The following is a 17135-nucleotide window of genomic DNA, read 5'->3' on the forward strand; positions in this document are numbered from 1 at the left end:
GTTCATTCAATGTGGCCATATCATTTACTGGGGGTATGAGGGTACCTCCAGTTATTTAGCCTAAAATTTCATTTAATAGTTTTGTCTCATAATTCTTTTATTTTTTATTTCACAATTAAGCTTCTATCAACGATTTTGAATTGATACCCAGTCAGATCAGTGAGAACAGCACAAACCGTTTCTATAGAAGCACTTTTTTTTAGCCCTCCTTTAAAGCGTTTGGTTGTTAATCGCGATCTTATGTCTAGGTTTACGTTATACCATCTTGCTACTTCTTCCAACACTTCCTTTAAATTTTTACTGTCAAAATAGAAGTACCCATCTTTCCATGCCAAAGCTTCTTCAATGTCGGCCCTCTTCAACAATATTTCCCCTTGTCCCGTAATGGTGGCATACCCCGGGTCTACCAGCTGATGTCTCCCCTCACTATATACTTTTATTTTGCCCTCCGTTAATATAGTCTTGGTTCGGTTTTCAATAAGATGTGTATTCACATTAAATGTTGTACCCAAGGCTTCAATTATTGTGCTCCCTACTTCTACGCGAAATGGCTTTGCCTTATCGACAGCAATTTCGAAAAATGCTTCACCTTTCATCCGAACCCGTCTTTCTTCTCCAACGAAAGCCGTTGGAAATATTAGCTCAGAATCGGAGTTCATCCACACTTTCGTCCCATCCGCAAGAACTATTTTATATGTCCCTCCGATCGGAACTTTTAGCGTATGGTTATCATTTGTGGCGCGGGTCGAATTTTGATAATCTAAGGTAGTTTCACTCCTGGATAATTTCATTTCTCCGTCAATTAAACTATCGCTTTTCGAATTTGTTAAATCTACAATGGTTCCATCTGAAAGAATTAGCAGTGCTTTATCTTCACCTGGGCTTATCACTGCCTTGGCATTCTCCATCGGGGAAGCGCTTCTTACCGATTGATTATTTAAAAAGACTGTTAACGCTAGAGTACTTATAAGAATAATCGAAGCTGCAACCACCCACAAGCGAAAATTATTTCGCTTTCTTTCACGCCCCATTTCCTTTTGCTTTACAACGATTTCGTTCCAATGACTTTCGTGCGAGAAATCTTTATATGCTGATAATTTTCGACTTACTTCACCGAGTTTAATATCTTTTTGCTCGAACCACTTATCTAAATAAGGATATTTTGTTCTGAAATTCGATAGCTCTTGAAATTCATCTTTCGACAATTCATCTGTGAGAAAACGACTGACTAGCTCAGCAATTCTAAACTGTTCTTGATTCATGTGTCTTTCATAATTTAAGTTCTCTCCCCCTCTTCTAAAGATTAAGACACACGTGTTGGGAAAAAGGATGAAAAGAAAATTATAAAAAAATTAAGAGTATATTTTTTAATAACACTAGGGTAGGAGAAAGTCGAGCCCGTAGCAGCTCGAGCGATCTTTTCTTTTGTGTTTTTATTGTGTTTATAGAAACACCGAATAGTTCTGCCACTTCACTGTTTGATTTACCCTCTAAATATGTTAATCGACAAACTTCTTGACAACCTTTTGGCAAAGATTGAATTGCGAAATAGAGTTGGCTGAGAATTTCAGCGTTTATCATTGCATCTACAACGTCTTCGTCGGAAACTTCATTAAAGGAAGTGGCACGATTATAATTCTCAATGATTTTTATGTGCCTAACATAATTCAATGACGCATTTTTAACCGATCGATACAAATAACTTTTCGCGGATGTACCATTTTGGGGAACTTCCAATCTTTTATCGAGAATTTTCGCGAAGATATCTTGAACGATGTCCAAAGCTGTATCACGACATTTTACAAAATGCCATGAAAATTCAACCAACGAAAGAAAGTACTGATCGAAAAGTTCCTTTATATGAACTTCCAAATTGGCTCTCATAATTTTGTAGAATAGTTTAGGTTATTAATCAAATTTAAATAATACAACTTGTATTGACAAAAAATTTGGTGCTTTGGTTTTCGTAAACTCGTTAATCTACACTTCTTAGAATAGATTACCGATTTCCTTTGATATAAGCTTTCATCGTTCAAAACAATCTCAATGGCGGCTTTAGGGTTCTATTTACTATGAGTCTTGTATATTAAGGACATTAAAGGACTTTTTTGTATTTTTAGTCATATGGGTAAGGAAACGATAGGCGATAAAATAATAGATTTCAATCTTAATTTGAATTATGATGGGCCATTGCCTCCGGGGTTTCAGGTCATCAATCCTTTTCGGGATAATCCTTTAGCAGTAGATGTGATGAAGACTTTTTACCGCAAATTCTATGGGGATCATTTCAAGCGTTCTTTTATCATCGGCATCAATCCGAGTCGTCATGGTGCAGCGGTAACCGGAATTCCATTTACTGACACTAAACGACTTGCATCGGCATGTGGGATTGTGATGCCTTCTGCTCATACGCATGAGATTTCATCGGTCTTTATGTATAAGGCGATCGTTGCTTATGGCGGTGCACACGCTTTTTATCGGGATTTCTACATTAATTCGCCGTTCCCCCTAGCAATCGTCAGACAACACGGAAATGTCTGGCTGAACGCGAACTATTACGATGATCCTGAACTATTTGACTGCCTTCGACCCTTTATGATAGATAGTATGAAAAGACATATCAATCTGGGTTTATACACGAAGGAAGTGTATGTACTAGGAAAAAAGAATGCACAGTTTCTGCAGAAATTGAACAAAGAGGCCGGCTTATTTAATCGTACGGTTATTTTAGATCATCCCCGCTATATTCAGCAATACAAGTCAAAGGATGCAGAACTATACATCGACGGATACCTGCAAGCCTTTTCGGCGCATTTCCAAAATCAAAAAGTCAAATAGTGGAGGTCTTGCGTGGCGCATTAACAAGGTGTCAGGAATTCATTCTGATTTAAAGCCAACCAAATTAGTTTTAAGCTTGTTCTAAAAAGAAAACAAGCATGAAACATCATATTCCACCACAGGTTAAGGGTAAGAAATTAGATATCGATGAATTTATAGAATTCGAAAAAAGTATCGAAGCGAAAGCATTTTATTTAAAGGCGAAGGATCGACTGCTCAATATCAGCAATTGGTTTGCTATTGCGAGTCTTCCGGCTTCTAGTTTTGAACATTTGGATCGCCATGGAAAACCTAGCAATCAAATGCCCCAAGAAGGCGATTTTATTAAGATTGATATTCCGGGTCCAGGTCTATCGAGCACGGGCGGTTATGATTATGTTCGCATCGAACAAATCAGTGAGAGCAACACCACAGGCAGCGAAACGATTACGATGACTGTACGCCCTAGCTCGAACCCCGACGATTCGGACGACGAGGAAACCAAACATTTTTTCAAAAGTCTGGCAACCTCAAGTTTTCAAATCAATCGCGTGGGCAAGACTGTACACGCGTGCTATTATGGTCGCAATGAAGTTATCAACCTGGAGATGGACTCACTCGTCGATCGGATAAGAAACCTTTTTGTTGCCCTCAGTGCCAAACTAGGCGCATCCTATCCGCAGTGGAAAGCACTTGTTAATGGATTTCTAAAACGGTAGGAAGTTTCTTTTTTAAAAGGCATTCTTCCACATCATACTCTCCACCGGTCGGATTGTTTTGTTATTGTATTTTGCGTTTCCTTTGCTATTGTAGAATGTTTCAATATCACCTTCAACAACGAAGTAGATCAATTGACCGATTGGCATTCCGGCATAGACACGCACGGGTTGTGCTACAGATATTTCAAGTGTCCAGGTATTGCAGAAGCCCACATCGCCCTTTCCTGCGGTTGCATGAATATCAATTCCTAAACGTCCGGTACTAGATTTCCCTTCTAAGAAAGGTACATGCCCATGCGTTTCGGTATACTCTAGTGTCACACCAAGGTACAGCGTTCCGGGTTGCAGCACATAACCCTCCTCTGGAATTTCAAAATGTACAATTTCATTGTGTTTCTTGGCATCCAGTTCTTTGTCTTTATATGTTGCTAGGTATTTACCTAAGTGAACGTCGTATGAATTTGTGCCTAGGCACTTGCGATCGAACGGCTCGATAACAATCGTTCCATTGTCGATTTCCTCTAAAATTCTTTTATCTGATAATATCATAAGGGCAAGCTAATCTGCTGTTCATTAGCAGGATTCAAAAATACACTATTCGCAGACAGCACGCAAATTTAGGATGATAGTTTTGTTTAGCCAGTTTGTGCCGAGCGGCTATGGACAAAATCATATTTTATTAAAACCATATAATACTGCTGTTGTTATGCAATAAAGCTAAAATCTTATACATTTGATTTATGGCATTAGCATATTTAAAAGAGATTGATTCCGAGAGTCGCATTGCTTTGTGGAAGATTGAGGAGACAGAAGCTGAGTTATTGAAGCATCTGCAACTGGACGAATCGGAACAAAAGAAGCTGAAGACATTGGCCAAGGGCAAGCGTACGCTGCATTGGCTTGCGACTCGGGTACTACTGCGCTATCTTTTGCAAACAAAGGATTACATCAATTGTCCTTCTGATGCTAATGGAAAACCTTATCTTCCGGATTATCCGTATGAGATTTCCCTCACCCATTCCTATGATTACGCGGGCGCTATGCTGAGTACAAAAGGATATTGCGGGATAGACTTGGAGATCGTGAAAGACAAGGTGATGCGAATCAAGGAAAAGTTCTTGAAGCCGGAGGAACTTGCTTTTATTACTGGGGACGAACAAGTGAACCAGCTATATGCATGCTGGTGCGCAAAAGAAGCTGTTTATAAGCTTCAAGGCAATAAAGGCGTCTCTTTCCTACATAATATCACGATAGATCCTTTTGTCTATACTCCACAGGGAGTCATGACGGCCCACCTGGAGAAGGAAGGTGAAAGCAGTCCTTTCCAGGTGTACTACGAACGATTCAATGAGTATATGCTAGGCTATGTGGTAGCCTAGGCTCCCGAATCATCCAACTGATCTTGAAGTGTGTCTCTTTTCAGGGATAAGCGTTTATTTCCCTTATAAATCCGCACGGCAATCAAGAAATAAGCTAATAGCAGAGGACCATACACTAAACCCATTAGCCCAAAAAGTGGTATACCGATGATAACTCCGATGACGGTGATGATAGGATGTATATCGCCTACGCGCTTTGCGATAATCAACCGTAATACGTTGTCGATATTGATCACCAGACCGAATCCCCATATCAAGAGTCCAACCCCTTGCCATGTTTGGCCATTAGCAAGCAAAACCAGTGCTGCCGGAACAAAAATCAATGGTGGACCTAATAAAGGGACGAAAGACAGAATCGCACAGATGACGCCCCAGAAAATGGGATCTTTTGCACCAAATATCGAAAATCCGAGCGCGAGACAAGCTCCCTGGATGATAGCGATAATGGTCTGACCGATAATATTCGCGTAGGTAATGTTTTTAAGCTCCTCTCCGAACACGACGGCGTTCTCATCATCGAAGGGTAGATAGTGGATTAAACTACCCTCAAATCCTCTGTAATTAACAAAAAGGAAGTAGAGAATAAAATACATAACGGTAATAACGAGGAATGCATTTGCCGCTCCACCTAAAGCTGAGGTAAGCAAGCCACCAAGATAAGAGGAGCTGGCCTCCAACTGCTTCTCCAGCAAATCGGGCTGTCCGAGCTTATCCCCTACAAAATGGTCTACTGCCTCCATAATTTTCCTCACCCATTGTGGGTTCTGTTGGAGTTCAACGGCTTTGTCAAACAGCATCTTACCAATACCAACAAAGGGCAATACAATGATGATAATGGAGAGGATAATAATGAATACTGAGACTAAGGGTTTTGGCCACCTCCACTTCTCAATCAAGAAGATATTGAGGTTTCGAAACAGGGTATACATGACCATGGTCCCTAAAAATGCGCCAAATATTCCTCGTGTTGCATAGAGGATAATGCCACCTAAGATGATGACAATTAGCAGGATAATAATATTTCGCTCTTTCTGCGAGAAAACGTCATTGTTACTCATAAAATCAGGTCTATTTTATGAGTAACAATAAATTAGAAATTTGGTTTTCTTTTCTCTAAAAATGCGGTCACTCCTTCTTTAAAATCTTCTGATCCGAAGCTTTTTCCGAAGCTCTCGATCTCTATCTGATAGCCGTCTATTGCTTTTTCAAATCCTGCATTTACCACATGAATTGCTGTTGCAATCGCTGTTTTCGAGCGTAGGTAGGTTTTTTGGAGGAACGCTTCAGCAGCATTCAATAATGCATCTTGTGGAACTACTTTATTGACCAATCCCCATTGATAGGCATCCTTCGCGTCGATCATATCTCCGGTAAGGATCATTTCCAAGGCTTTTCCTTTCCCTACTAACTGCGTTAGGCGTTGTGTTCCTCCATAACCTGGAATTAAGCCCAGAGATACTTCTGGCAGGCCCATTTTAGCATTTTCTGATGCCAATCGCATGTGGCATGCTAATGCCAACTCTAGTCCTCCTCCCAGCGCAAAGCCGTTGATCGCGGCGATGACCGGCTTTGGGAATGTCGATAGGCTGTCCATCAACTCATGTCCGAAAGCAGATAATTCCATGGCTTGTTCATTGGATTTCTCCAGAAACTCCTGTATATCGGCACCCGCCACGAAGGCTTTCTCTCCGCTTCCCGTTAGGATTACCCCACGGGTGTTATCATCCTTTTGTAATTCGTGGAATACCGCTTTTAGTTCCGCAATAGTCTCGTAATTCAACGCATTGAGTTTTGCTTCACGGTTGATTGTTACATAGGCTGTATATCCCTTATGAGATAATGATAGGTTCTGATAGCTCATAATTAAAAATTGATATTAATAGATACCCTAACTCTTTCTTTTTCACCATTTGGTAATCCTTGATAAGTTAGGCGTTTTACATATTCCACCCGCAAGAAGTTTAATATATTGTCGATTCCGACCGATCCTTCCCAGTAGGGTGCTTTATTCAATACCTGCGTCATGGTCTGCCCTTCGTTATTTTTGTCAAATTCAACGACCTCATCACTAAGATAAGGGTTATTATGGTCACTTATTTTTCCGTAGAACATATTTGCTCCCCATATTTCTCGCAGATTCAGTTTCTTCAGAAACGGTACTTTATTAAACAGGAAACCTTGTAGCTCATGTGAGAATCCAAGTTTAAGGTATTGATCGGCTGCAAATTCCATTTGGTTCATCATGCCATAATCTATGGCATGTCGATCATCTGGTTGTTTTACATTTGGCATCTCCAAGAGCGTATAAGGCAGAGTGCCCCAGATCTTTCCGCCAGTTAATTTGACATCTGCGAATCCCAATTGATTTAGAAAAAACCGCTTGGAGGCCGCTAAGGAAACTTTCTCATAGGCATAGCTGGTATTCCAAAAGCCATCCAGGCTTCGCGTGTATTTGACATTGAACACCGGGTATTTTTCTTTGATCGTTCTTCTTGTCAAATTTCGATAATAAAACTTCTCGTATGGTGCCCAACGTAGGTCAACATGTACCTCATTGCTGTTGACCTCGGTAATCAATTCGTCTGGATTTCCTGAATTCACCAGCCTTAAATCGCCAATGGTATTCCTGCTCTGGTGGGTAAAACCCGTCGTTATACTGATATGATTTCCAAATTCGACGACATGCTGTAACTGATATCCCTGCGTATCAAACCATTTTGTTGGTCGATTCTTACGAATTGAACGAAAGAAACTATCACCTTTGAGAAAAGAAAGCTGTTGGCCGGGTTCCATAATATCGGATTGCACAGTAGCTTCTAAATAGTGCGCTGGAAAAGTCACCACTGACTTTCCGTTTAACGAAACTGCTGACTTTAGGTAGTATTTTAGCTTTTGATCGTCTGTCCCGTAGGCCATATAGCCTTCGAAAAATGCTTTATCCGTCAAGTCTTGGGTTGTTCGCCCTCCTATCCTGACACGATTTCCTTCAATATTATTTCGACTATAGAGGTATTCCAAGGGGCCTAATTCGAATTTACCCAGGTTGTAATAACCCTGCGCAATGAGATATCCCAGGCCGAGCATGGTTTTAAAGCTCTTTTTATTGTTAAGCTGTTCAATGTTGTCGTAGGTTGCCTGTTCGAACCCATTGAGTGCTACGGGTCGACGGGTTGCTACCTGATCTGCCTGAGGCTGTACTGCTATGGGCGCACCAAGAAATGTTCCTTCGGGTATTTCTGCCGGCAGTTGGTAATCTGTATGTACGCTCAACCTATCCGCAAATACCGCATCCCCTCTTTTTGTTCCGAAGGTGATAAATGCATGGGCCGTATCGAGCAGCATCACGCCCTCTTCATTCTTCCGGTAGTGAAAGCGTAGTTCCCCCTGATTGATCCAGTTGATGTTCGCATCCTTGTCAATCGAGAGGAATGCTTTCTTAACCGCATAAGAGCCATCCATACTGACCTGTAGCTTTCCCTTAAATAAGAGGTCCGTGCTATTCCGAGGTTCAAACGCCAGTTGTATAAAGTAACCCTCTTTGTTAAAGATGGTATCGAGGATATAATACTTATAGTACAGTTTCCCATTATCAGCGATGGGGCTGAGAAACTGTTTATTCAGAATAAACACGCTTTCATCATATACGTCTATGGGTTGAAAAATATAGTTCAGATAGGACTGTATATTATGATTGTTGATATAGCGTTTGTCGAACTCCGTTTTTTTCTGACTGTAAACAATCTTCTTGTATTTGGACGGATTCTTCTTGTTATACACTTTAGCGTTGCTCTCTTCCATAAATAAGGTTAGGAGCTTCTTATCTTTAAATTGGGTCGTATCGAGGTTATTGAATACAAAGTTGAGATCGGAAAGTCCGAGTTTGAAAATAGGCTTCGGATTGACCATACCGAACTTAAGCTTATCGTATTGTTCAAAGGATAAACTATCTTTTCCACGCAGTCTGTTTTGATTTTTGTGCCGAACCACGAGGTCAATCAGCTCAACGGCCTTGTTGTTGCGGTTTGTATACTTCCCGCGGTGGGTAATAGAAATCTCTTCAATGGTATTGGCTTCATCGTCCAACGCCAACAAAATGGATGTATCCTGCGTGCTTATTTTTTTATGGAGTATCTTATAGCCCATTGCTCTAACTTCAATCTGGTATTCGCCAGGTTTTAGTTGAAGGACGAAATTGCCTAATGAATCCGAAGATGTAGCTTGCTGGTCCTTTAAACAAAGGATTGTTGCACCGGGCAGTGCTTTCTTGCTTTCACTATCAATGACCTTTCCTCGTATAGGAGATTGTGCATATACTGCGGTACTGTTACTTAGGGTATAAAAGAATCCAAAGAGCAATAAACATACTAATTTAACAATCCGCATAATCAACATAGAATGTTTATAAAGATACAATTTGTTGTGAAAGTTCAAATTATTTAACAAGAAAAGTATCGGAAATTATATAGCCCTTCGGCACAATAAGTTAGGATTATTGCCGGTTACCGCCCACAAATTTACCGTAGCCGTAGGGGTTGGAATGTTAAGAAGTTGTTATTCTTTTTATTGTGCTGGTTCTGTCGGCAGAATGATGTCGCTGCTATCGCTTGACAACGTGTCAGTTGGCGCTAAATTTGGATCCAAGGTCACCGAATCTTGCGCTGTCGTCGAACCGGTTGGCACCTTTTTCTCTTGACAGGCCGACAATGATAGGATTGCTAATGCACTTAAAAAGATAGAAAATACTTTCATGTTTGTTTTGTAATATGCTTCTTGGTAGATAAACAGATTAATCCCGTCATTGTTGCATGAATAACAATAAGGGGTATTTTACGGAAGAGGACTGGGTATAAATACCTGAAATAAATGTTTCCGCTGAAACACAACTAAATATCAAAGTTCTGGATCCTAAATGAAAATAGAGGTTTTCAGAAAAAAGCCCCGATAGAAAACTATCGGGGCTGCATGTTTTATTTCAGTTTTTAAATCAATCGGATAATCAGATCTGGATAAATACCAATCAGAATGGTTAAGATTACAGCTAATCCGAACACAAGCTGGAAGTTCATTGGAAGTTGTAGCTTGGATTCTTCCTCGGACTTCATAAAGTACATATGAACAATCACACGGAAGTAGTAGAAGATACCAATTGCGGCATTGATTGCTGCTAAGATCAACAACACGGTATGATAATCGTTCATTACCGTACTGAACATCATGAACTTACCGATAAATCCAGCAGTTAAAGGAATACCAGCAAGTGAAAGCATAGCAATGGTAATTGCAAATGCTAATCCTGGATTCTTCTTGCCTAAACCGTTGAAGGATTCGAATTGATCCGATCCAATATGACGTTTTACCAGAATCAATGCTCCAAACGCAATGATCGAAGAAAGACCGTAGGCAACTGCATAAGTTAAAATCCCCGATGCGGATGTTGCGCCAATGGAAAGAATTGCAAACAACATATAGCCAGCATGCGAGATACTGGAGTATGCCATCATACGCTTAAAGCTGGTCTGCATTAATGCCGAGATATTCCCTACGAAAAGTGTAATGATTACAATCGTCAATAAGATGGGTGTCCAGAATTCATTCAACGGAATTAGAACCGTGCTGAACAAACGGAGGAAACCTGCGAAAGACGCAATCTTCACCACCGTGCTCATGAAGCTGGTGATTAGGATTGGCGCACCGTCATACACATCTGGTGTCCAGAAATGGAAAGGTGCAACGCCGACTTTGAAACAAAGTCCCACCAACATCAATAGGATACCTCCATAAAATAAAGGAGATATGCCAGTCGGATTATTGATAATGTAGTCTTTTAAAGCGGTGAGGTCGAACGTTCCTGTTGCGCCATACATTAGCGTAATTCCGAACAATAAGAAGCCTGTAGAGAAAGCTCCCATCAGAAAATACTTCAACGACGCTTCGTTTGACGCCTTATCTTTTCGACGAATACCTACGAGGATATACAAAGCTACCGACATGATCTCTAAGCCGATAAACAACATCGCGAAATTATGGTATGCACTAACCAATAACGCTCCGGTTAAGGAGAAAATAATCAGTGTATAATACTCCGCTATGTTATCGGAGAAGCTATTGAAGTATTCTTTAGAAAGAAATAAGATCAATATTGTCAAAGAGATACATACCATGGAAAATGATAGTGCAAAATGGTCAAATAGAACCATTCCTTTATACAAAGTAACCGCCTCAACATTCCAATAATACACCTCAAACGCCAATGCCCCCAGTAGTCCTAAGATGCTTACAGGCAACAATGCATTCTTTGCTTTGAACAAGCCCAAATACAAAATAAGAATACCTAATAAAGAAAGCGTAATAATCGCACCCATAATATATTGTTAACTTGTTCTATTTAATCTGTTGTAATAATTGATTAACCGATGCTTCGGAGATATTCAATAACATGTTTGGCAAGATACCAATTAGAATAACCAATGCAACGATCAGTACTAATACTAATACTTCTACTCCTTTTATGTCTGTTACAACCATATTGGTGTCGGAGATATTCCCCAACATGGTTTTTTGATATAGGCGTAACATATAAACCGCACCTAGAATCAGTGTAGTTCCGCCAAATACTGCGAACCATACGCCATGATCGGTGTAGCTGAAAATCCCTTTTAATAAAAGAAACTCACCGATGAATCCATTTGTCAAGGGCAATCCAATAGCACCCATAATGATAATAAGGAAACATGCTGCCAGAATTGGCATGCGCGATGCAAGACCTCCTAAATCAGCGAAGTTTCTAGAGCCAGTACGCTGTTGAATAATGTCAATGACAAAGAATAAACCCACAACGGAGATACCGTGGTTTATCATTTGAATGATAGCACCTTGCAATCCCTCTTGTGTCAAAGAGAATATCCCAGCTGAGATTAAACCTACGTGCGCAATCGAAGAATATGCAATTAGGCGTTTAGCATCATTCAACTTAAAGGCAATCAGTGATCCATAGACTACGCCGATGATACTTAATATCATAGCGAATGTACCGTATTGCGCTACTGCTTGTGGTGCAAGCGGAAGCAACCATCTCAACAATCCGAAAAGCCCCATTTTCAACATGATACCTGAAAGCAGCATGGTACCTGCGGCAGGTGCATGGGTATAGGTATCGGGTTGCCAAGTATGAACTGGGAATAAAGGGATCTTAATCGCAAATGCAATAAAGAAAGCCCAGAACACCCAAGTTTGAGACCCTTCTGTTAGGGATAGGTTGGTCAGTGTTGCCCAGGATAGATCATTAGTTCCTGTTTGTTGATATAAGTAGATAATCGCAATCAACATCAATAAACTTCCGAAGAAGGTATAGATGAAGAATTTTAGATTCACGCGAATACGATCTCCTTCGCCCCATAATGCACAAATAAAATAGATTGGAATAAGCGCGGCTTCCCATCCTACATAGAAAGAGAAAGCATCCAAAGAAACAAATACCAATACTAAACCGGCTTGCATAAAGGATATCAGGGCATAGAAATTCCCTGATTTATTATGTGCGAAACTTGCCAATATGATCAAGGGGATCAATCCGTTGGTTAAGATGACCATCGGCAGGCTAATTCCGTCGATTCCGATTTGAAAGTTTATGCCAAGACTCTCAATCCAAGAGAAAGATTGCGCAAATTGAATGCTGGCATCCGGAATGAAATTGCATATGAAAGGGATGGTCAATCCCAGTTGTAATAGCGACAAAAGCAATGCTGCCCATCTTGCAGATGAGGATTTGATAAATGCTAGGATAATAGCACTTATAACAGGTAATAGCAGCAGTATAAAAAGGTTATCCATTGATTCCTAAATTCTTTTACTAGACGGTAAATAATCCATACAACATGATCGCAATAACGCCTATTACCATCATGAAAATATAAAACCCAACATGGCCACTTTGTAATTGTCTGATTCCCTTTCCAGAAGAAACAAACATCTCACCTATTCCATTCACCAGACTGTCAATACCTGATAGTTCGACTATGCGGTGTAAGAATTTAGAAAGACCATTCAAAGGGCGAACAAAGAAAGTATTATAGATCTGATCGATGTATAGTTTCTGGTAAGACAAGTTATATAAGCCTGTTGTCGGCGCTTCAGCATCCGCGACAGGGATATCATTTTTCTTCACATATTTATTATACGCGAAGAATGCCATCACAATAGCTCCCACTGCGGAAGCTCCCATCAGGATAAACTCTGTTGAATGTTCCATGTGGAAAGGTTCAACGATCGCGTTCGTTTGCTGAAATACTGGGCTTAGGAAATTGGCTAACCAATGTCCGCCACCTAATGCTTCCGGAATATTTAATAAACCACCGACTACCGATAAGATAGCCAATACGATTAAAGGAACCGTCATCTGCCACGGCGACTCATGTAAATGATTCTTTTGATCTGTCGTTCCTCTAAATTCGCCGAAGAAGGTTAAATATAATAAGCGGAACATATAGAATGCAGTGCACAATGCGCCCAAGAAACCTAAGACCCAAAAGATTGGATTGGCAGCGAACGCATGTGCTAGGATCTCATCTTTTGAAAAGAATCCTGATAAAGGAGGAATCCCAGCAATAGCGATGGTACCAAGCAACATCGTTACGTAGGTAATCGGCATGGCTTTTTTAAGCCCTCCCATAGAGCGCATGTCTTGATCATTGCTCATCGCATGGATTACCGATCCTGCACCTAAGAATAATAAGGCTTTGAAGAATGCGTGCGTTAAAACGTGGAAGAATGCGCCGGTAAAGGCTCCTACGCCTAAGCCTAAGAACATATATCCTAACTGAGATACCGTTGAATAAGCTAATACTTTCTTAATATCGTTTTGTGTAATTGCAATAAAGGCTGCAATTAAAGCTGTTGCTATACCTATGATTGCAATGATCTGCATGGTTACTGGGGAAAGAGTAAACATGATGTTCGAGCGCGCAATCATATAAATACCTGCTGTAACCATCGTCGCTGCGTGGATCAGGGCAGATACCGGTGTTGGTCCGGCCATCGCATCCGGCAACCAGGTAAACAATGGAATCTGTGCGGATTTACCAGTTGCAGCAACAAATAATAATAATGTGATAGTCAATAAGGTGATATCCCCCATTGGTAATTTGCCTGCTTCTGTAAATACTGCACCGTATTCTAAAGACCCAAAGTTGAAGATGATAAAGAACATCGCGATCAGGAATCCTAAGTCTCCGATTCGGTTCATCACAAAGGCTTTGTTCGCTGCTTTCGCATAAGTACTGTTCTTATACCAGAACCCTATTAATAGATACGAGCAAAGTCCAACGCCCTCCCATCCGATAAACATCACGAGGTAATTTGATCCTAAGACCAATAGCAACATGAAGAATACGAAGAGATTTAAGTAGGAAAAGTACTTGCCAAAGCCTGGATCTCCGTCCATATAGCAAGCAGAATATAAGTGAATCAGAAATCCTACGCCTGTGATGATCAATAACATGATTGCACTCAGGGGATCCACCAAGAATTTAATGTCTACGCTAAAGTTTCCAACGGTAAACCAATTGAAAATCTCTTTTACAAAAATGCCGTCTTCCCCTAACTGCCTCGCTTCGTATACTTCTTTAAATACACCACAGCTTAGCAAGAAAGACGTTAATATAACACCACAACCAATTATTGAAATCAATGGCTTTGGGAAAGTATTTCGCAACAATCCCACAATCACGAATCCTAAAAAGGGAATTAATGGTATGGCCCAAATTAATTCTATCATATCTAGTTTCTATCTAAATGCTTTTCTAATTACCACCTTAATTTACTTAAGGATTCTATATCCACCGATTTCGTATTTCTATATACCATGATGATGATGGCTAGCCCCACAGCTACTTCTGCCGCTGCAAGAGCCATAATAAAAAACACGAATACTTGTCCGCTGGGATCTCCGCGATAAGCAGAAAAAGCAGCTAATAATAGGTTCACTGAGTTCAACATGAGCTCAATCGACATCATAATAATGATGACATTACGACGAATGAGTACACCGGTTACTCCGATCGCAAAAATAATACTGCAGAAAATCAAATAATGATTTAGGGGAATCCCCTGCATATTTTGAATAAGACTATCCATTTTGTTTAACTCGTGTTTCTTTTTTCGCTAATAGTACGGCTCCCACCATCGCTGTCAATAGCAGGATCGAGGAAATCTCAAATGGTAAAAGAAAATCTCTAAAAAGGACTTTCCCCAAGTTCTTCACTAAACCAATGTTCTCATGTCCCTGCACCATCTCGTTGTTAGACTCCAATAGGCGAAACGCGCCTAAGAATGTTACGATAAGACACATACCTGCTACAACACCCATAATCTTTACCAGATTAGAACGCATCGGCTCGGTATCTTTATTTAAGTTTAACAGCATGAGCACAAAAAGGAATAGTACCATGATAGCACCCATGTAAACAATAAAGTTTACAGCGGCGAGGAACTGTGCATTAAGTAAAATATAATGAACGGTAAAAGTTGCAAAGGTTATCACCAGGTACAAAACACTATGTACCGGATTCTTTGTGAAGATGGTCATCAACGCAAAGAATATAGATAGGAATGCTACAAAATAAAATATCGTCATCTCTTAGTTAGTAATTGGTTGTTGATTTAATTTCGTGATATCGAACTTTGGTTCCAACAACTTATCTTTTCCATAAATAAAGTCCTTACGTAGATAATCGGCTGTTACGTGCTTTCCATCCAAGTAAATCGCTTCCTTAGGACATGCTTCCTCACATAATCCGCAGAAAATACAGCGCAGCATATTGATTTCATAAACCACAGCGTACTTTTCTTCGCGATACATCAGCTCTTCACCTTTCTTACGCTCGCCGGCTGTCATCGTGATAGCTTCTGCAGGACAAGATAAGGCGCATAATCCACAAGCTGTACAACGCTCTCTCCCAAGTTCATCACGCTTTAACGAATGCTGTCCACGGAAGTTTTTAGAGTAAGGTCGAATCTCTTCAGGATACTTAATTGTCGGAATCTTCTTGAAAAAGTGCTTGATCGTAATGGATAAGCCCTTCGCGATCGCCGGCAAATATATTCTTTCCCAAAAGCTCATCGGCTTTTGTTCTAATACTTTCTTTCTATTCGATAAGGATTGCATACCAAATTATTTAAAATATTCATCAACAACAATTGTTATTACCCCGGTCAATACGATATTCGCAATCGCAAGAGGTATTAACATTTTCCATCCTAAATTCATTAATTGGTCATATCTGAACCTTGGCAAGGTCCATCTAATCCACATAAAGAAGAAGATAAATCCGAAAATCTTTAAGAAGAATACCAAAACACCGATGATGGTAATCCAGTTTTCAGAAAGTCCCAAGTCATACATGAATGGGAAGTTATATCCTCCGAAATATAATGCGGCCATCAACGATGAAGACACGAACATATTAATATACTCCGAGAACATATATAAACCAAGCTTCATTGAAGAATACTCCGTATGATATCCACCAACAAGTTCGGTTTCACACTCAGGAAGGTCAAAAGGCACACGATTACACTCCGCGAATGCACAAACCATAAAGATTAGGAATCCCAATGGCTGAACCCAGATATTCCAGTTTACAAAACCAGATTGTTGAGCGACAATCTCACCTATAGATAAGGTCTGAGTGACCATCAAAAGAGCAATAATCGACAGTCCCATAGCGATCTCGTAAGAAATACTTTGCGAAGCAGCACGAATAGCTCCCATTAGCGAGAACTTGTTATTAGATGCCCAACCACCTAGCATAATGCCATAAACACCTAATGCAATAACACCGAAGATGTATAATACCCCAATATTGACATCTGCAACTTGTAGCGATATCGTATTATCACCGATCGTTAGATTTTGTCCCCAAGGAATTACGGCCGAACTGATACAGGCGGTAATAATGGCCAAGGTTGGACCGAGTACGAATAAGGCTTTATGCGCCCCGGCAGGAATAATCTCTTCTTTAAAGAAGAACTTACCACCGTCACATAAAGGTTGTAAAATACCTGCAATACCCGCTCTATCAGGTCCGTAACGGTCCTGCATAAAGCCTGCGATCTTCCGCTCAGCTAAGGTAGAGTACATGGCAATGACCAAAGTGATTACGAATATAATAACCACTAAAATTAATTTTTCTAAAATAAAGGCTGTTTCCATCTTCCCTTCCTA

Annotated in this window: 17 protein-coding genes; 3 read left to right on the plus strand and 14 right to left on the minus strand. The window is 40.3% G+C overall.

The window, feature by feature from the left end; genetic code table 11:
• Positions 1-104 precede the first annotated feature (104 nt).
• Together QYC40_RS17645 and QYC40_RS17650 are read right to left on the minus strand one after the other, a co-directional pair.
• The gene (locus tag QYC40_RS17645) at positions 105-1262 is read right to left on the minus strand and encodes a FecR family protein (protein ID WP_260039777.1); all 1158 of its coding nucleotides are present in this window, start codon (positions 1260-1262) and stop codon (positions 105-107) included.
• 79 nt (positions 1263-1341) lie between these two features.
• Positions 1342-1884: an RNA polymerase sigma-70 factor gene (locus QYC40_RS17650; protein WP_301991541.1), complete on the minus strand. Its 543-nt coding sequence runs from the start codon at positions 1882-1884 to the stop codon at positions 1342-1344.
• A gap of 240 nt (positions 1885-2124) precedes the next feature.
• Here QYC40_RS17650 and QYC40_RS17655 point away from each other — a divergent pair, with 240 nt between their 5' ends.
• Positions 2125-2838, plus strand: a complete 714-nt coding sequence (locus QYC40_RS17655; RefSeq protein ID WP_301991542.1) for an SMUG2 DNA glycosylase family protein — start codon at positions 2125-2127, stop codon at positions 2836-2838.
• Positions 2839-2936: 98 nt separating this feature from the next.
• Positions 2937-3536 carry a hypothetical protein gene (locus tag QYC40_RS17660; RefSeq protein WP_301991543.1) on the plus strand — a complete coding sequence of 200 codons (600 nt, stop codon included), beginning with the start codon at positions 2937-2939 and terminating at the stop codon, positions 3534-3536.
• 12 nt (positions 3537-3548) lie between these two features.
• On the opposite strand, the gene dcd is transcribed toward QYC40_RS17660, so the two are convergent.
• Positions 3549-4085 carry a dCTP deaminase gene (dcd, locus tag QYC40_RS17665; protein ID WP_301991544.1) on the minus strand — a complete coding sequence of 179 codons (537 nt, stop codon included), beginning with the start codon at positions 4083-4085 and terminating at the stop codon, positions 3549-3551.
• 191 nt (positions 4086-4276) lie between these two features.
• On the opposite strand from dcd, the gene QYC40_RS17670 reads away from it, so the two are divergent.
• On the plus strand, positions 4277-4915 hold the full coding sequence (locus QYC40_RS17670; protein WP_301991549.1) for a 4'-phosphopantetheinyl transferase superfamily protein: 639 nt from the start codon (positions 4277-4279) through the stop codon (positions 4913-4915).
• Here the strand turns inward: QYC40_RS17670 and QYC40_RS17675 are convergent.
• The 11 genes from QYC40_RS17675 to nuoH all read right to left on the minus strand — a co-directional run bounded on the left by QYC40_RS17675 (position 4912) and on the right by nuoH (position 17123).
• Positions 4912-5973 (minus strand): AI-2E family transporter, encoded by a 1062-nt coding sequence (locus QYC40_RS17675; RefSeq protein WP_301991550.1) that lies wholly within the window; start codon positions 5971-5973, stop codon positions 4912-4914. The genes QYC40_RS17670 and QYC40_RS17675 overlap by 4 nt on opposite strands.
• Before the next feature lie 32 nt (positions 5974-6005).
• On the minus strand, positions 6006-6776 hold the full coding sequence (locus tag QYC40_RS17680) for an enoyl-CoA hydratase/isomerase family protein (RefSeq protein ID WP_301991552.1): 771 nt from the start codon (positions 6774-6776) through the stop codon (positions 6006-6008).
• 2 nt (positions 6777-6778) lie between these two features.
• Positions 6779-9298: a DUF5686 and carboxypeptidase-like regulatory domain-containing protein gene (locus QYC40_RS17685; RefSeq protein WP_301991553.1), complete on the minus strand. Its 2520-nt coding sequence runs from the start codon at positions 9296-9298 to the stop codon at positions 6779-6781.
• 177 nt (positions 9299-9475) lie between these two features.
• Complete coding sequence (locus QYC40_RS17690) at positions 9476-9664, minus strand: hypothetical protein (RefSeq protein ID WP_301991555.1); 189 nt, start codon at positions 9662-9664, stop codon at positions 9476-9478.
• A gap of 230 nt (positions 9665-9894) precedes the next feature.
• Positions 9895-11277: an NADH-quinone oxidoreductase subunit N gene (locus QYC40_RS17695; RefSeq protein WP_301991556.1), complete on the minus strand. Its 1383-nt coding sequence runs from the start codon at positions 11275-11277 to the stop codon at positions 9895-9897.
• Positions 11278-11296: 19 nt separating this feature from the next.
• Complete coding sequence (locus tag QYC40_RS17700) at positions 11297-12745, minus strand: NuoM family protein (RefSeq protein ID WP_301991557.1); 1449 nt, start codon at positions 12743-12745, stop codon at positions 11297-11299.
• Positions 12746-12764: 19 nt separating this feature from the next.
• Positions 12765-14687, minus strand: coding sequence for an NADH-quinone oxidoreductase subunit L (nuoL, locus tag QYC40_RS17705; RefSeq protein ID WP_301991559.1), 1923 nt, complete (start codon positions 14685-14687; stop codon positions 12765-12767).
• Positions 14688-14716: 29 nt separating this feature from the next.
• Positions 14717-15046 carry an NADH-quinone oxidoreductase subunit NuoK gene (gene nuoK, locus QYC40_RS17710; protein WP_153512829.1) on the minus strand — a complete coding sequence of 110 codons (330 nt, stop codon included), beginning with the start codon at positions 15044-15046 and terminating at the stop codon, positions 14717-14719.
• Positions 15039-15545: an NADH-quinone oxidoreductase subunit J gene (locus QYC40_RS17715; RefSeq protein WP_301991562.1), complete on the minus strand. Its 507-nt coding sequence runs from the start codon at positions 15543-15545 to the stop codon at positions 15039-15041. The genes nuoK and QYC40_RS17715 overlap by 8 nt, the downstream gene beginning before the upstream one ends.
• A gap of 3 nt (positions 15546-15548) precedes the next feature.
• Positions 15549-16076, minus strand: a complete 528-nt coding sequence (locus QYC40_RS17720) for an NADH-quinone oxidoreductase subunit I (RefSeq protein WP_149527476.1) — start codon at positions 16074-16076, stop codon at positions 15549-15551.
• 6 nt (positions 16077-16082) lie between these two features.
• Positions 16083-17123 carry an NADH-quinone oxidoreductase subunit NuoH gene (gene nuoH, locus QYC40_RS17725; RefSeq protein WP_301991567.1) on the minus strand — a complete coding sequence of 347 codons (1041 nt, stop codon included), beginning with the start codon at positions 17121-17123 and terminating at the stop codon, positions 16083-16085.
• Between the last annotated feature and the right edge of the window lie 12 nt (positions 17124-17135).

Source organism: Sphingobacterium sp. BN32, from assembly GCF_030503615.1.
Taxonomy (GTDB): Bacteria; Bacteroidota; Bacteroidia; order Sphingobacteriales; family Sphingobacteriaceae; genus Sphingobacterium.

Excerpts from the sequence above, each read along its gene's own strand:
- QYC40_RS17685 (WP_301991553.1), bottom strand. The coding sequence starts at position 9,298 with ATGCGGATTGTTAAATTAGTATGTTTATTGCTCTTTGGATTCTTTTAT.
- QYC40_RS17695 (WP_301991556.1), bottom strand. The coding sequence starts at position 11,277 with ATGGGTGCGATTATTACGCTTTCTTTATTAGGTATTCTTATTTTGTAT.
- nuoL (WP_301991559.1), bottom strand. The coding sequence starts at position 14,687 with ATGATAGAATTAATTTGGGCCATACCATTAATTCCCTTTTTAGGATTC.
- QYC40_RS17660 (WP_301991543.1), top strand. The coding sequence starts at position 2,937 with ATGAAACATCATATTCCACCACAGGTTAAGGGTAAGAAATTAGATATC.
- nuoH (WP_301991567.1), bottom strand. The coding sequence starts at position 17,123 with ATGGAAACAGCCTTTATTTTAGAAAAATTAATTTTAGTGGTTATTATA.
- QYC40_RS17715 (WP_301991562.1), bottom strand. The coding sequence starts at position 15,545 with ATGACGATATTTTATTTTGTAGCATTCCTATCTATATTCTTTGCGTTG.
- QYC40_RS17700 (WP_301991557.1), bottom strand. The coding sequence starts at position 12,745 with ATGGATAACCTTTTTATACTGCTGCTATTACCTGTTATAAGTGCTATT.
- QYC40_RS17645 (WP_260039777.1), bottom strand. The coding sequence starts at position 1,262 with ATGAATCAAGAACAGTTTAGAATTGCTGAGCTAGTCAGTCGTTTTCTC.
- QYC40_RS17650 (WP_301991541.1), bottom strand. The coding sequence starts at position 1,884 with ATGAGAGCCAATTTGGAAGTTCATATAAAGGAACTTTTCGATCAGTAC.
- QYC40_RS17655 (WP_301991542.1), top strand. The coding sequence starts at position 2,125 with ATGGGTAAGGAAACGATAGGCGATAAAATAATAGATTTCAATCTTAAT.
- QYC40_RS17690 (WP_301991555.1), bottom strand. The coding sequence starts at position 9,664 with ATGAAAGTATTTTCTATCTTTTTAAGTGCATTAGCAATCCTATCATTG.
- QYC40_RS17720 (WP_149527476.1), bottom strand. The coding sequence starts at position 16,076 with ATGCAATCCTTATCGAATAGAAAGAAAGTATTAGAACAAAAGCCGATG.
- QYC40_RS17670 (WP_301991549.1), top strand. The coding sequence starts at position 4,277 with ATGGCATTAGCATATTTAAAAGAGATTGATTCCGAGAGTCGCATTGCT.
- QYC40_RS17680 (WP_301991552.1), bottom strand. The coding sequence starts at position 6,776 with ATGAGCTATCAGAACCTATCATTATCTCATAAGGGATATACAGCCTAT.
- QYC40_RS17675 (WP_301991550.1), bottom strand. The coding sequence starts at position 5,973 with ATGAGTAACAATGACGTTTTCTCGCAGAAAGAGCGAAATATTATTATC.
- dcd (WP_301991544.1), bottom strand. The coding sequence starts at position 4,085 with ATGATATTATCAGATAAAAGAATTTTAGAGGAAATCGACAATGGAACG.
- nuoK (WP_153512829.1), bottom strand. The coding sequence starts at position 15,046 with ATGGATAGTCTTATTCAAAATATGCAGGGGATTCCCCTAAATCATTAT.